This window comes from Herbidospora mongoliensis (assembly GCF_001570545.1).
GTDB lineage: Bacteria > Actinomycetota > Actinomycetes > Streptosporangiales > Streptosporangiaceae > Herbidospora > Herbidospora mongoliensis.
Genome location: NZ_BBXD01000008.1, coordinates 205123 through 217807 on the forward strand (window position 1 = coordinate 205123; position 12685 = coordinate 217807).

At 67.9% G+C, this 12685-nt stretch carries 13 protein-coding genes; 9 read left to right on the forward strand and 4 right to left on the reverse strand.

The window, feature by feature from the left end:
* Nucleotides 1-42: 42 nt before the first annotated feature.
* Nucleotides 43-1713, reverse strand: a complete 1671-nt coding sequence (locus AW272_RS01060; RefSeq protein ID WP_218010752.1) for a purple acid phosphatase family protein — start codon at nucleotides 1711-1713, stop codon at nucleotides 43-45.
* Nucleotides 1714-1996: 283 nt separating this feature from the next.
* Here AW272_RS01060 and AW272_RS01065 point away from each other — a divergent pair, with 283 nt between their 5' ends.
* On the forward strand, nucleotides 1997-2491 hold the full coding sequence (locus AW272_RS01065) for a hypothetical protein (protein WP_157518110.1): 495 nt from the start codon (nucleotides 1997-1999) through the stop codon (nucleotides 2489-2491).
* Nucleotides 2492-2858: 367 nt separating this feature from the next.
* Nucleotides 2859-3530, forward strand: coding sequence for a collagen-like domain-containing protein (locus AW272_RS45510; RefSeq protein WP_066360136.1), 672 nt, complete (start codon nucleotides 2859-2861; stop codon nucleotides 3528-3530).
* A gap of 58 nt (nucleotides 3531-3588) precedes the next feature.
* On the opposite strand, the gene AW272_RS01075 is transcribed toward AW272_RS45510, so the two are convergent.
* A complete protein-coding gene (locus AW272_RS01075; protein WP_066360138.1) occupies nucleotides 3589-3948 on the reverse strand; it encodes a VOC family protein in 360 nt (119 codons plus the stop codon).
* A gap of 127 nt (nucleotides 3949-4075) precedes the next feature.
* On the opposite strand from AW272_RS01075, the gene AW272_RS01080 reads away from it, so the two are divergent.
* The 3 genes from AW272_RS01080 to AW272_RS01090 all read left to right on the forward strand — a co-directional run bounded on the left by AW272_RS01080 (nucleotide 4076) and on the right by AW272_RS01090 (nucleotide 7298).
* Nucleotides 4076-4861: an alpha/beta fold hydrolase gene (locus tag AW272_RS01080; RefSeq protein ID WP_066360140.1), complete on the forward strand. Its 786-nt coding sequence runs from the start codon at nucleotides 4076-4078 to the stop codon at nucleotides 4859-4861.
* Nucleotides 4848-6374, forward strand: coding sequence for an FAD-dependent oxidoreductase (locus tag AW272_RS01085; protein ID WP_066360141.1), 1527 nt, complete (start codon nucleotides 4848-4850; stop codon nucleotides 6372-6374). The genes AW272_RS01080 and AW272_RS01085 overlap by 14 nt, the downstream gene beginning before the upstream one ends.
* A gap of 93 nt (nucleotides 6375-6467) precedes the next feature.
* A complete protein-coding gene (locus tag AW272_RS01090) occupies nucleotides 6468-7298 on the forward strand; it encodes an undecaprenyl-diphosphate phosphatase (RefSeq protein ID WP_218010753.1) in 831 nt (276 codons plus the stop codon).
* 1 nt (nucleotide 7299) lies between these two features.
* Here the strand turns inward: AW272_RS01090 and AW272_RS01095 are convergent, their stop codons facing one another.
* Entirely contained in the window at nucleotides 7300-7473 is a 174-nt protein-coding gene (locus tag AW272_RS01095; RefSeq protein ID WP_245657155.1) for a hypothetical protein, read from the reverse strand.
* A 77-nt stretch (nucleotides 7474-7550) separates the two neighbouring features.
* On the opposite strand from AW272_RS01095, the gene AW272_RS01100 reads away from it, so the two are divergent.
* Both AW272_RS01100 and cobF read left to right on the forward strand, forming a co-directional pair.
* The gene (locus tag AW272_RS01100) at nucleotides 7551-7988 is read left to right on the forward strand and encodes a MarR family winged helix-turn-helix transcriptional regulator (RefSeq protein WP_066360144.1); all 438 of its coding nucleotides are present in this window, start codon (nucleotides 7551-7553) and stop codon (nucleotides 7986-7988) included.
* 13 nt (nucleotides 7989-8001) lie between these two features.
* Entirely contained in the window at nucleotides 8002-8733 is a 732-nt protein-coding gene (cobF, locus tag AW272_RS01105; protein WP_066360146.1) for a precorrin-6A synthase (deacetylating), read from the forward strand.
* On the opposite strand, the gene AW272_RS01110 is transcribed toward cobF, so the two are convergent.
* Nucleotides 8712-9632, reverse strand: coding sequence for an NAD(+)/NADH kinase (locus AW272_RS01110; protein WP_066360147.1), 921 nt, complete (start codon nucleotides 9630-9632; stop codon nucleotides 8712-8714). The two genes, cobF and AW272_RS01110, sit on opposite strands and share 22 nt — an antisense overlap.
* 119 nt (nucleotides 9633-9751) lie before the next feature.
* Here AW272_RS01110 and argG point away from each other — a divergent pair, with 119 nt between their 5' ends.
* Both argG and AW272_RS01120 read left to right on the forward strand, forming a co-directional pair.
* Nucleotides 9752-11197: an argininosuccinate synthase gene (gene argG / locus AW272_RS01115; RefSeq protein ID WP_066360148.1), complete on the forward strand. Its 1446-nt coding sequence runs from the start codon at nucleotides 9752-9754 to the stop codon at nucleotides 11195-11197.
* Between the two features lie 154 nt (nucleotides 11198-11351).
* On the forward strand, nucleotides 11352-12656 hold the full coding sequence (locus AW272_RS01120) for a serine hydrolase (RefSeq protein WP_157518113.1): 1305 nt from the start codon (nucleotides 11352-11354) through the stop codon (nucleotides 12654-12656).
* The last annotated feature ends 29 nt before the right edge of the window (nucleotides 12657-12685 follow it).

A 12685-nucleotide genomic window follows, 5' to 3' on the forward strand; every position in this document is an offset into this window, starting at 1 on the left:
CGGAGGACCGATACCGGGGCGAGGCCGCATCCGGTGGGGCTGCTACTTGACCGTGATCACCGGGCTGGTGATCTTCTGGGTGGCGCTCTCCAGGTACACCCGGTAGGTGCTGTCCTTGTCGAGGTCGGCCGGCAGCTTGAAGCCGTAGCTCAGCTTGCCCAGCGCGTCGGCGGTCTGGGCGCCGACGTAGATCCGGTTGTCGACCGTGCCCTTGGTACGGAGGAGGTAGACCTTCACCTTCTCGGCCGGGTCGTAGCCGAACGCGGTGGCGGTGAGCTGCTCACCCGGCTCGACACTGGTCTTGTCCACGGTGACCTGCTCGCCGGTGTTGCCGGTGCCGAGCTCGGTGACGGTGCGCTCACCCGCGTCGTTCTTGCGGATCAGGAAGCCGTCGTGGTGCTCGCCGTTGGCGTAGCGGGCCTCGAAGCGCAGCTGGTCCTTGTCGACGTCGATCATCTGGTACAGCTGCGTGTTCTCGCTGGTGCTGATCACCTCGGCGCCGTTGCCGGTCCAGTTCACGCCGCCGTTGAGCTCGTACATCTTGCCGCCGGAGACCGACACCACGTACGAGACGCCGTTGTGCGTGGTCGCGGACTGGCGGGCGCTCTTCAGGTTGCCGCGGCCGTAGGAGTGATCGTGGCCCTGCAGCACCAGGTCGACGCCGTACTTCTCGAGCAGCGGGGCCCACAGGGCGCGGACCACCGGGTTGTTGCGGGTGCCGGTGTTGGAGTAGACGGGGTGGTGGAAGGTCACCACGGTCCACTTGTTCGGGTTGTCCTTGAGCAGGCCCTCCAGCCACGCGGTCTGCTTGGCCATCAGGTCCGGGATGGACTGCACGTTGGTGTTCAGGCCGATGAAGCGCACGCCCTGGTAGTCCACGTAGTACGCGGTCTTGGCGATGTTCTCGGCGCCCGGGTAGTCGGTCCAGGCCGGGCCGTTGTCCGGGTAGGGGAACTGCGGAACCCAGAACGACGACAGCGAGGCGCCGCTGTACTCGTGGTTACCGGTGATCGACAGGTTGTTGACCTGGCTGTCGATGAAGCCGCCGGCCTTGAACCACTGGCCCCACTGCTCCTCGCTGTTGGCGGAGTCGATGAGGTCACCGGCGTTGACGATCATCTTGGCCTGCGGCCGGTCGGCGAACGCCTGGCGGAACACGCGGGGGACCGACGAGTCGATGTAGTTCTGCGCGTCGCCGTAGTAGATGAAGGAGAACGGCTGGAAACCGGCGGCGGCGGTGGTGAAGTCGTTCCACTCGCTCCAGTTGGTGCCGTCGCCGACGCGGTAGGTGTACCGGGTGGCGGGCTTGAGGCTGGCGAACTCCACCGTGTGGTACGTCGAGGCGTACCCGAGGGTGGTGTTGACCGGGGTGCTCGACTGCGCCTTCACGTTGGTGACGGCGCCGGCGGCGGGGGCGACCTCGCCCAGCGCGCGAGGCGACTCCAGGATCTCGGCCTGGGCGAACTCGGCGGTGGTCTCGGCGCGCCAGGTGACCTTCTGGGACGAGGAAGGCGTGGCGGTCGGGGTGAGGATGACCCGGTCGGGCACCGGGGTGGGCTTGTGGATCTCGGCGGCGGGGAACTTCGGCGGTGCGGCAGCGCCGAACGCCATCGGGCTGAAGGCAAGACCGCCGACGAGCAGCGCGCTGGCGCCGATCACGATCAGTTTGCCCTGCCGGGTCCGCAGGGACCAGGGTCGGGTGGCGTCACTCACGTCGAGCTTCACTCCTGAGGAAGGGGACATCACCCCACCGAGGGAGCACGGTGGGATGTCCGAATCCACGCAGAATCGGTTGACCAAAGCCCGGCCAGAACCTTGCCGCGACGTGAACTGACGATCTCTCCCGCGCCGTTGTGAGCAAGGTCACCCGAGGTCAGGCCGGTGAGCCGAGCCGTCATCCGGACTCCGCACGGCCGACACCCGGCGTTGCGGTGATATTTCACTGGATCCGCCAATCTGGCGGGATCAGCATGATCGCCCGTCAGGACAGGTGTCGATGACCGTAGCCCGGCAGGCCGCCCGCCGGCCGTTCCGCCTTCTGACGATGGCGCCGGCCGTGCTGGCGCTCGGCGCGCTCTTCGTCGTCCCGGCGACGCCGGCCGTGCACAAGGGCGACGACTTCATGACCCCGGAGACGACCGGAGTGCTCAACCTGGAGGCGGGCGAGTGCTTCACCGACCCGGAGTATTCCCCGGCCTCGGGTGAGGAGATCGTCCTCTACACGACCTGCGACCAGCACGCCGACAACCAGTCCTACGGTTTCGTGCACGCCGACGAAGGGCGCTATGACCGCGCCGCGCTGGCCGCGTTCGGCTGGAGCAGCTGCAAGCGGGGGTTCGTGCACTATTGGCCCGATGCGGCGAGGGGCGAGCTCGACTACTACCCGATCCTGCCGACGGCCGAGACCTGGGCGGACGGCGACCGCGACATCATGTGCGTGGTCTACGACCCCCGCGGTAAGCTGACCGGATCGATGCTGCCCCGGGCCTGAGAACGCGCCATTTCAGTGGGTCAGTCGTTTTGTGGGGACGTACAAAACGCGTTTCCTCGCCGTGGCCTTACCGGCAACAAATTCACTTGCTCCGTATCGGCCGGGTCAGATGGGTCAGTCAGATTTCACGCGCCGATGTAAGTCGCGGCCATTAAGGACTATGACCACTTACTGATATCGAGATGTGATGTGTGACGTGTGCTCCGCGAGTAACGGTGGACCGTCAACCACATGATTCTCCTCCGTAACAAGAGGACACACGTTTTTCTCGGAAGGAAGTTCAGTGGCTATCAGGTTGCCGGGCGGACGCTCGATCGGGATTTTGACCGTCGGTGCGCTTGCGGGTTCGATTTTCGCCGTCGGAGGTATGGCGACCGCTTCTTCTGCTGCTGACACCGTCATCTACGCCTGTGTCAACAAGAAGACCCGGTACGCGCGCGTCGTGACCGCGACCACCAAGTGCCGCGTCACCGAGACGAAGATCAGCTGGGGTGGCCAGGGCGAGCAGGGCCCGATGGGCCTCCAGGGCATGACCGGTGCCCAGGGCCCGCAGGGTTTACGCGGCCAGACGGGTCCGCAGGGTCCCAAGGGCCAGACCGGCGCGACCGGCGCGCAGGGCCCGAAGGGTGAGACCGGCCCGGCGGGTCCCCAGGGTCCGAAGGGCGAGACGGGCGCGACCGGCCCGCAGGGTCCCAAGGGCGAGACCGGCCCCGCCGGTCCGAAGGGCGAAGACGGCAAGAACGGTCAGAACGGTCTGAACGGCAAGGACGGTAAGGACGGCGCTCCCGGCGCTGCCGGCACCGTCACGCCGACGGTGAAGATCGGCAACGAGACCACGGTGACCAACAGTTCGTCTGCCGTCACGACCAACTGCGACGCCGGCAAGAAGCTCATCGGCGGTGGCTACGAGATCACTCACGACGCCGACGACGTCAAACTCGTCTCCATGAGCAAGCCCAACGGCACCGGCTGGTCGGTCAAGCTCCTGCTCGAAGACCGCGAGAGCGCCAAGCTCAAGGTGTACGCCATCTGCGTCTGACCCACCCCCTGCGAAAGCCCTTCCGGATCGGCGCCGGAAGGGCTTCTCGTCGAAGAACTCAACGTTCGGGGCAAACGTCGATCAGGTGTCCTTCGGGGTCCGCGATGACCGTCCAGTTCTCCTCGCCCGGCTGGAACTCGGGCTTGGTGGCCCCCAGCGCGAGATATTCCTCCACCGCTTTGGCCACGTCCGGGACCCGCACGTCGAAGTGGAACTGCTTGCCCGGCCCCGGCCACGCCGCCGGGGTGCGTTCGGGGATGCGCTGGAAGTAGATGCTCGTGGTGCCGTCGCCGATCGCGGAGTATTCGTCCTGGGAGTGCTGGACCTCGAAGCCGAGGATCGTGGCGTAGAACTCGGCAAGGGTCTTGGGCTCAGCGCAGTCGATGGTCACTGCGATCAGTTTCGCGATCGTCGTCATGGAATCGATCCTGGGCCCGATACCTGCCAGCCTGTGTCAGGAACCCCAATGTTGATGCCGCCCAGTGGACGGTGACTGAACCGTCCGTTCAGTGATCGTCAAGTGCTCCAGTTGAACAATTGAGTCCATGACAACGACTCGCCGAGCAGTGCTTGCCGGATCCGCCGCGCTCGCGACCGGCGCCCTGTTGGGAACCTCCGAAGCCCAGGCGCACTCCCGGCCCAAACCCACGGTGGTGCTCGTGCACGGCGCTTTCGCCGACGCCTCGGGCTGGAACGGCGTCGCCACCAAGCTCGTCCGCGACGGCTATCCGGTCATCGCGCCGGCCAACCCGCTGCGCAGCGTGGCCTCCGACTCCTCTTACCTGGCCAGCATCCTCGCCACCTTGAGCGGCCCGATCGTCCTGGCCGCACACTCCTACGGCGGGATCGTGATCACGAACGCCGCGACCGGAAACCCCAACGTCAAAGCCCTTGTGTACGTCGCCGCCTTCGCCCCCGACCAGGGTGAGTCGCTCCTCCAGATGCAGACGCAGTTCCCCGGAAGCCGGCTCAACGAGGCGGCGCTCGACTTCCGTCCCTACGCCGAGGGCCTCGTCGACGGGTACATCAAGAAGGAGTTCTTCCGCGACGTCTTCGCGGGCGACGTCTCGAAGTCGGCCGCCGAGGTGATGCAGGCCTCTCAGCGCCCCGCCGACGCCCGCACGCTCGGCGAGCCCTCGGGCGTCCCGGCCTGGAAGACCATCCCCTCCTATTACCTGGTCGCCAAGAATGACCAAGTGCTGCCCGCCGCCGCGCAGCGGTTCATGGCCAAGCGGGCAGGTGCGCACATCGACGAGGTCGGCGCCTCCCACGTCGCGATGATCTCCCAGCCCAGCGCGGCGGCCGACCTCATCAGACATGCCGCAGGCTGAGCGCGGCCAGGTCCTCACCGAGGAGCAGTTTCTCCGCCTTGCCGCTTACGGCGAGGCGGAGCAGGTGGAGCCCGGCTGGAACCTGTACTCCACCGGCGACGACTCCTACGACCTCTTCCTGCTCCTGACGGCGGAAGTGGACATCGTCCTCGAACCGGACCACGTGATCTACCGGACCCTCCCCGGCGACTTCCTCGGCGAGCTCAGCCTGCTGACCGGCCAGCACGTCTACCTGACCGCCCGGGTGGTCGCCGCCGGGACCGTGGTCCGGATCGACGCTGAGCGGCTCCGCCGCGCCCTCGCCGAGCAGGTCGACATCGCCGACGTGCTGCTCACCGCCTTCCGGGACCGCCGCGAGGCCATCCGCTCCGCCGCCGGCGGCGCCCTGGAGATCATCGGTCACCCGGACAGCGCGGCGACCCTGGCACTGCGCACCTACGTGGAGCAACTACTCCTCCCGCACACCTTCCGCGAGGCGGACAGCGCCGACGACGACCTCCCGGCCGCGATCGTCAACGGCTCGTCGCTGCGGCGCGCGACCCCCGGCACCCTCGCCGAGGCGCTCGGCCTCACCTACCGCCCCGGCGACCGCCCGGTCGACCTCGTCGTCGTGGGCGCCGGCCCGGCGGGACTGGCCGCCGCCGTCTCCGGCGCGTCCGAGGGACTGGTCACCGTCCTGCTCGACCGCAGCGGCATCGGCGGCCAGGCCGCCAAGAGCGCCCGCATCGAGAACTACCTGGGCTTCCCCGAGGGGGTCAGCGGCCTGCACCTGGCCCGCCTGGCCATGGTTCAGGCCCTCAAATTCGGTGTACGAATCCACGCCCCCTGCGCCGTGGCGAGCCTCGACCTCTCCGACGAGCGACGCCCGGTCGTCGTGCTGGAGAACGGGGAACGCATCCCGTGCCGTGCGGTGATCGCCGCCACCGGCGCCCAATACCGGCGTCTCGACATCCCCGGCTGGGCGAGGTTCGAAAAGTCCGGGTGCATCCGTTACGCCGCCACCGAGTCGGACGTCCGAGGCTACGAGAACCACCCGGTGACCGTCGTCGGGGGCGCCAACTCGGCCGGGCAGGCGGCTCTTTCCCTGGCCGCCAACGGCGCTCACGTCGACCTGGTCATCCGGGGGCACGACCTGAAGCTGCGCATGTCGTCCTACCTGGCCGACCGGATCCTGGCCCATCCGCGGATCCGGGTCCACACCGGCGGCACGATCCTCGAACTGGCCGGCGACGACGTCCTGACGTCGATCGTGGTCGAGTCTTCGGAACGGCTGCCCAGCAGGGCGCTGTTCTGCTTCGTCGGCGCCGACCCGGTGTCGGGCTGGCTGGCCGGCGTGGCCACAGCCGACGACGGATTCATCCGCACCGAGTCGTCCCTGCCCTTCCAGACCAGCGCGCCCAGGGTTTTCGCGGTCGGCGACCTCCGCTCGGGATCGACCAAACGCGTGGCCACGGCCGTCGGAGAGGGGGCGAGCGCCGTCTCGTCCGTCCACACGGCACTCGCCGGAGACTGACAGGGCTCAGGCGGCCGATCCTGCGTCGCCGTCGGGCCTCCTGAGATCCGCTAGCCTGGCCGCTCCCCCACTTGAACAGAGGAAGGTGCGGCCGTGATCGGCTGGTTCGAAGCAGTCATTCTCGGGCTGATCCAAGGGCTCACCGAGTTCCTGCCGATCTCCTCAAGCGCCCACATCCGGGTGGTCTCGGCCTTCGCGGGCTGGCCCGACCCGGGAGCGGCGTTCACGGCGGTCATCCAGCTCGGCACGGAGGCCGCCGTGCTGATCTACTTCCGGAAAGAGCTCTGGGAGATCATCTCGACCTGGACGCGCTCGCTGTTCAACAAGGAGCTGCGCGGCACCTTCCCCGCCCGCATGGGCTGGTACATCATCGCCGGCACCCTGCCCATCGGCGTGCTCGGCCTGCTGCTGAAAGACCAGATCGAGGGCGTCTTCCGCGACCTGCGCATCGTCGGCGTCACGCTGATCGTCTTCGCGCTCATCCTGTGGTGGGCCGACCACACCGCGCGCAACACCCTGTCGCTGCAGAACCACCTCAACACCCGCCACGCCATCGGCTACGGCTTCGCCCAGGCGCTGGCCCTGATCCCCGGCGTCTCCCGCTCGGGCGGCACCGTGACCGCGGGTCTGCTGCTCGGCTACCGGCGTGAAGACGCCGCGCGATACTCGTTCCTGCTGGCCATCCCGGCCGTGCTCGCCTCGGGCGGGCTGGAGCTGTTCGAGATCGGCGAGGGCCAGGCCCCCGCGTGGGGCCCGACGATCCTGGCGACGGTGATCTCGTTCTTCGTGGGTTACGCGGCGGTGGCGTGGTTCCTGCGCTACATCAGCACCCACCGGTTCACCCCGTTCGTGATCTACCGGCTCGTGCTCGGGGCGTTCGTCATCCTGGCCGTTAGCGCCGGCTGGATCCCCGCCCAGGGGTAGCTCAGCTCTCCATCCCCATCACGATGATGAGCCCGACGAGGTGGATCAGCACGATGAACACCATGAACGCGACGAACAGCCACTTCGCCGGGCCGTGCTCGAAGGTCTTGTCCTCCTTGAGGGGAGGGCGCTTCGCCTGACGGTCGGCGATCCGCTCTTCCAGGGGCTTCCGCATCATGACCATCCCTCGGACGGAGTAGTTAGTACACTAATTGTTAGTGTACTAGTTCCGAGGAGGCTTACTTGAGTGAGATGGGCGACACCGTTGATCCGCTGTCCCTGGAGAACCAGGTCTGCTTCGCCCTGGCCGTCGCCTCGCGGTCGGTGATCGGGCTCTATCGGCCGGTGCTGGAGCCGATGGGCCTGACCCACCCGCAATATCTGGTCATGCTGGCGCTGTGGGAAAGCGCGCCCCTGTCGGTCAAAGACCTCAGCGGCCTGCTGCAGCTCGACCCGGCCACGCTGTCGCCGCTGCTCAAAAGGCTGGAAGCGGCCGGATTCGTCGAGCGGCGGCGCGTGAGCACCGACGAACGCTCCCTGGCGGTGACGCTCACCGACACCGGCCGCGCCCTCCGCGCCGAGGCCGAGAAGATCCCCGCCACGATCGTCGAACGCCTCGGCATGGACGTGGCCGAACTGCAAGACCTGCACAAGGCGCTGACCCGGGTGATCGCCGCCGCGACGCGATGACACACTCGTCTGCGTGAAACGCCTCCTCCTCATCGGGATCGGCGCCGGCGATCCGGACCATCTCACCCTCCAGGCCGTCAAAGCCATCGCGGCCACCGACGTCTTCTTCATCGTCGACAAGGGCGAGGAGAAGCGCGACCTGACGGACCTCCGCCACCAGATGATCGAGGATCACGCGCGGGACCCCTACCGGATCGTCACCGCCACCGACCCCGAGCGCGACCGCACCGCGACGGCCTACGCCGAAGCGGTCGAAGACTGGCGCGAGCGCCGCGGCGTCCTCTACCACCGGATGATCGACGACGCCCTCGGAGAGGGCCAGACCGGCGCGTTCCTGATCTGGGGAGATCCAGGCGTGTACGACAGCACGCTCGCCGCCCTGGAACAACTCCCGGCCGATTTCGAGATCGAGGTCATCCCCGGCATCAGCGCGGTCGCGGCCCTCACCGCCCGCCACCGGATCGGCCTGACCCGGATCGCCCGCCCCGTTCACCTCACCACCGGCCGCCGCCTCGCCGACGAGGGCCCCAGCGCCGACGACATGGTCATCATGCTCGACGCCCGCCTGGCCTTCGAGGGCCTCGACGACTTCGACATCTACTGGGGCGCCTATCTGGGCACCCCCGACGAGATCCTGGTCTCTGGCCCGGTGGCCGAAGCGGGCCCGCGCATCAGGAAACTGCGCGCCGAAGCGAGGGAACGCAAGGGCTGGATCATGGACACCTATCTGCTCCGCAGGCGCTGAGCCTGTTCCCTGATCTCCTCCGGCACGAGCTCCAGCAACTGGTCGGGCCGCATCGGCAGGTCGAGCAGGCTGAGTTTGACCCGGTTCCGGCGGGCGTGCGTGGCCGCGTCGAAGCGCACCAGGTTCACCGCGTCCTGATGCAGCCGCACCCCCAGCCCGGCGCCTGGCAAGAGATCGCGGGTGTGCACGCCGTCCAGCAGCACCCTGGCGGTCTCGCCCGACCGGTTCGTCAGCGTCACCGCGTCGTCGACGCCGAACACGACCGTGCGATCGATGCCCGTCATGGGCGCCACCGCCGTCAACGCCAGCGCCGGGACGGAAGGCGACAACACGGGCCCGCCCGCCGCGTAGTTGTAGGCGGTCGACCCGGTGGGGGTGCAGGCCACGACCGCATCACACCGGTAGTAGCCGTATTGCACGCCGTGGACGGCCAGATCGACGTTCACGGTCGCCCACTGACGCGTCCCCGTCACCACCGCGTCGTTGAACGCCGCCGCGCCGTCGACCATCAGGCAACTGTGCGGCTCCAGCAGGAAGTCACCCCTGGTCAACCTGTCGAGCGCGACCGGAAGCTCGGCGGGCGAGACCTCCACGAGAAACCCGAGGTTGCCGTGGTTGACCCCGAACACCGGCGTCGGCCGCCCCACCACCAGGCGCATCGCCCCCAGCATCGTCCCGTCACCCCCCAGACTGACCACGGCGGTGGCCCGCTCGGCGAACTCGGCGGCGGTGACGGGATGAACGTCGGCCCCGAGCCGGGCGGCGTCGGCCTCGGGCGCGATCAGCGTGGCACCACGGGTCGCCGCGAACTCACGGATTAGCGTGACGGAACCGGCGACGGGGTTACGCGGATGCGCCACCAGCCCGATGGTGTGCGTGTGGCCGGATTCGGATCCCATGCCGTTCTCCCTACCCAGGGACCCGATGTTGAGCAGCATTGAAGTGGCTGGTGAGGCATGAGTGGGCAGGTCAGGGGCCTTGATTGCATGGTCATGCATGACTGTGTATAGTTCCTCTTGTGTCTAAGGTGCTGAATTCCCTCCCTGTCGGTGAACGAGTCGGGATCGCCTTCTCCGGTGGCCTCGACACCTCCGTCGCGGTCGCGTGGATGCGCGAGCGAGGGGCCATCCCGTGCACATACACGGCCGAGCTCGGGCAATACGACGAGCCCGACATCGCGTCCGTGCCCGGTCGCGCCCAGGAATACGGCGCGGAGATCGCCCGGCTCGTCGACTGCCGTGTGACCCTGGTCGAAGAAGGGCTCGCGGCGCTGGCCTGCGGGGCCTTCCACATCCGGTCCGGTGGCCGCACCTATTTCAACACCACCCCGCTGGGGCGCGCGGTGACCGGCACACTTCTCGTCCGCGCGATGCTCGACGACGCCGTCCAGATCTGGGGCGACGGCTCGACCTACAAGGGCAACGACATCGAGCGGTTCTACCGCTACGGCCTGCTGGCCAACCCGTCGCTGCGCATCTACAAGCCGTGGCTCGACGCCGACTTCGTCCACGAGCTCGGTGGCCGCAAGGAGATGTCCGAGTGGCTCCAGCAGCGTGATCTGCCCTACCGGCACAGCACCGAGAAGGCCTACTCGACCGACGCCAACATCTGGGGCGCGACCCACGAGGCCAAGTCGCTGGAGCACCTCGACACCGGCATCGAGATCGTCGACCCCATCATGGGCGTCCGTTTCTGGGACCCGAAGGTCGAGATCGCGCCCGAAGACGTGACGATCAGCTTCCAGCAGGGGCGCCCGGTCGCGATCAACGGCAAGGAGTTCGCCTCGCCGGTCGACCTGGTCCTGGAGGCCAACGCCATCGGCGGCCGCCACGGCATGGGCATGTCCGACCAGATCGAGAACCGCGTCATCGAGGCGAAGTCGCGCGGCATCTACGAGGCTCCCGGCATGGCGCTGCTCCACGCCGCCTACGAGCGCCTGGTCAACGCCATCCACAACGAAGACACGCTGGTCAGCTACCACAACGAGGGCCGCCGCCTCGGCCGGCTCATGTACGAAGGCCGCTGGCTCGACCCCCAGGCGCTCATGCTCCGCGAGGCCCTCCAGCGCTGGGTCGGCACCGCCGTCACGGGCGATGTCACGCTGCGGCTGCGCCGGGGTGAGGACTACTCGATCATCGACACGTCCGGCCCGTCGTTCAGCTACCACCCCGACAAGCTGTCGATGGAGCGCACCGAAGACTCCGCGTTCGGCCCGCTCGACCGCATCGGCCAGCTGACCATGCGCAACCTCGACATCGCCGACTCCCGCGCCAAGCTGGAGCAGTACGCCGGGCTCGGCCTGGTCGGCAGCGCCCACGGCGACCTGATCGCCCTGCAGGCGACCCCGACCGAGCTGATCGGCGCGATGCCCGAGGGCGGCGCCAACGTGATCGCGTCGCGCGGCGAGGTCTCGGCCGACGACGCGTTCCTCGACGCGGCCGCCATGGAAAGTGGCACCGACTAGCCGATGGATTGTCCGAAATCCCTGTCCAGCGCTCCAGCTGGACGGGGATTTTTCTTTTGGACGATTACCGGACGGATGACCTTCGTGACTGCGGGTATCCGAGAACGGCACCGGCTCATCGACTGGGGGAGATGCCGTGAGGACCGCGAAACTCATGCTTCCGTTGGCACTGCTGCTCAGCGCATGCGCGACGACCGAACGGGCCGCGCCTGCCGAGACCCCGCCGGCCGCCGCGGCGGGTTCGTCCACCGGCGTTCCCATCCCCACCACCGCCGTGGGCAGGAAACTCACCTGGTACCTGGGCGCGCTCGACGCGCTGCCGATCCCCGCCGACCAGATCGAGCAGCATTTCGCGCCGTCGTTCCTCAAGCAGGTGCCCGCCGACCAGATCAACGAGGTCAGCACCACGCTCAAGGGCCTGCGCGTGGTCGAGATCCAGCACGCCACCGAGACCGACCTGGTCACGCTCGTCCAGTCAGGGGCGAACCAGGCGAAACTCACCATGGCCGTCGACCCGTCCGGCAAGATCGTCGGCCTGCTCGTCGCCCCGCCGGACTCACCCACCCCCGCGAGCTGGGGCGAGATCGACACCCGCCTCGCGGCCGTAGGCTCGTCGAGCTTCCTCGCCGCCGGCGAGAACTGCAAACCCGTCCACGCAATCGCCGCCGACCAGGTCCGCCCCCTGGGTTCGATGTTCAAGCTGTACGTTCTGGGCGCCGTCGCCCAGGAGATCAAAGCCGGCCGCCTTTCCTGGGACGACCAGCTGACCATCACCGACACCGAGAAGAGCCTGCCCAGCGGCGAGCTGCAGGACCGTCCCGACGGAACGAAGGTCCCGGTCAAAGAGGCCGCCAAACTGATGATCTCGATCAGCGACAACACCGCCACCGACCTGCTGATCAACCGGGTGGGCAAACCGGCGGTGGAGGGCGTCATCCGCACCTGGTCCGCACACGCCGACCGCAACATCCCCCTCCTGACGACCCGGGAGCTGTTCGTCCTGAAGGGCGCCGACTATCCCAAGTACGCCAAGGGATACCTGCGGGCCCCGGACAAACGCGCCTACCTCGAAGACACCGTGGACAAGGTCCCGACCAGCCAGATCAAGGCCTGGACGACCCCGCGCGAGGTCAACACGATCGAATGGTTCGGCAGCCCGACGGACATGTGCCGGGCCCTGGTCAACCTCGACGGACTGAGTGGCCCCGAACTGAACGAGGTCATGAGCACCGCCGACGCCGGCCTCGGGCTCGACGAGAAGACCTGGCCCACGGTGTGGTTCAAGGGCGGCTCCGAGCCCGGGGTGCTGACGCTGGGCTACCTGGCCAAGTCCGACAAGGACAAGATCGCGGTCGTGGTCGTCGAGGCAACGGACGAGAAGAAGGCCTTCCCCGAGATGGCCGCCGCGACCGAATACCTGGCGATCATCCGAGGAGCGTTCGGCCTGCTGCACGGGTGAGCCCGGGTTTCGCCCCGGGTTTTGTCGGT

Coding starts and splice junctions, on each gene's coding strand:
- AW272_RS01065 (WP_157518110.1), top strand. CDS start 1,997: ATGACCGTAGCCCGGCAGGCCGCCCGCCGGCCGTTCCGCCTTCTGACG.
- AW272_RS45510 (WP_066360136.1), top strand. CDS start 2,859: ATGGCGACCGCTTCTTCTGCTGCTGACACCGTCATCTACGCCTGTGTC.
- AW272_RS01075 (WP_066360138.1), bottom strand. CDS start 3,948: ATGACGACGATCGCGAAACTGATCGCAGTGACCATCGACTGCGCTGAG.
- AW272_RS01080 (WP_066360140.1), top strand. CDS start 4,076: ATGACAACGACTCGCCGAGCAGTGCTTGCCGGATCCGCCGCGCTCGCG.
- AW272_RS01085 (WP_066360141.1), top strand. CDS start 4,848: ATGCCGCAGGCTGAGCGCGGCCAGGTCCTCACCGAGGAGCAGTTTCTC.
- AW272_RS01095 (WP_245657155.1), bottom strand. CDS start 7,473: ATGCGGAAGCCCCTGGAAGAGCGGATCGCCGACCGTCAGGCGAAGCGC.
- AW272_RS01100 (WP_066360144.1), top strand. CDS start 7,551: ATGGGCGACACCGTTGATCCGCTGTCCCTGGAGAACCAGGTCTGCTTC.
- AW272_RS01110 (WP_066360147.1), bottom strand. CDS start 9,632: ATGGGATCCGAATCCGGCCACACGCACACCATCGGGCTGGTGGCGCAT.
- AW272_RS01120 (WP_157518113.1), top strand. CDS start 11,352: ATGCTTCCGTTGGCACTGCTGCTCAGCGCATGCGCGACGACCGAACGG.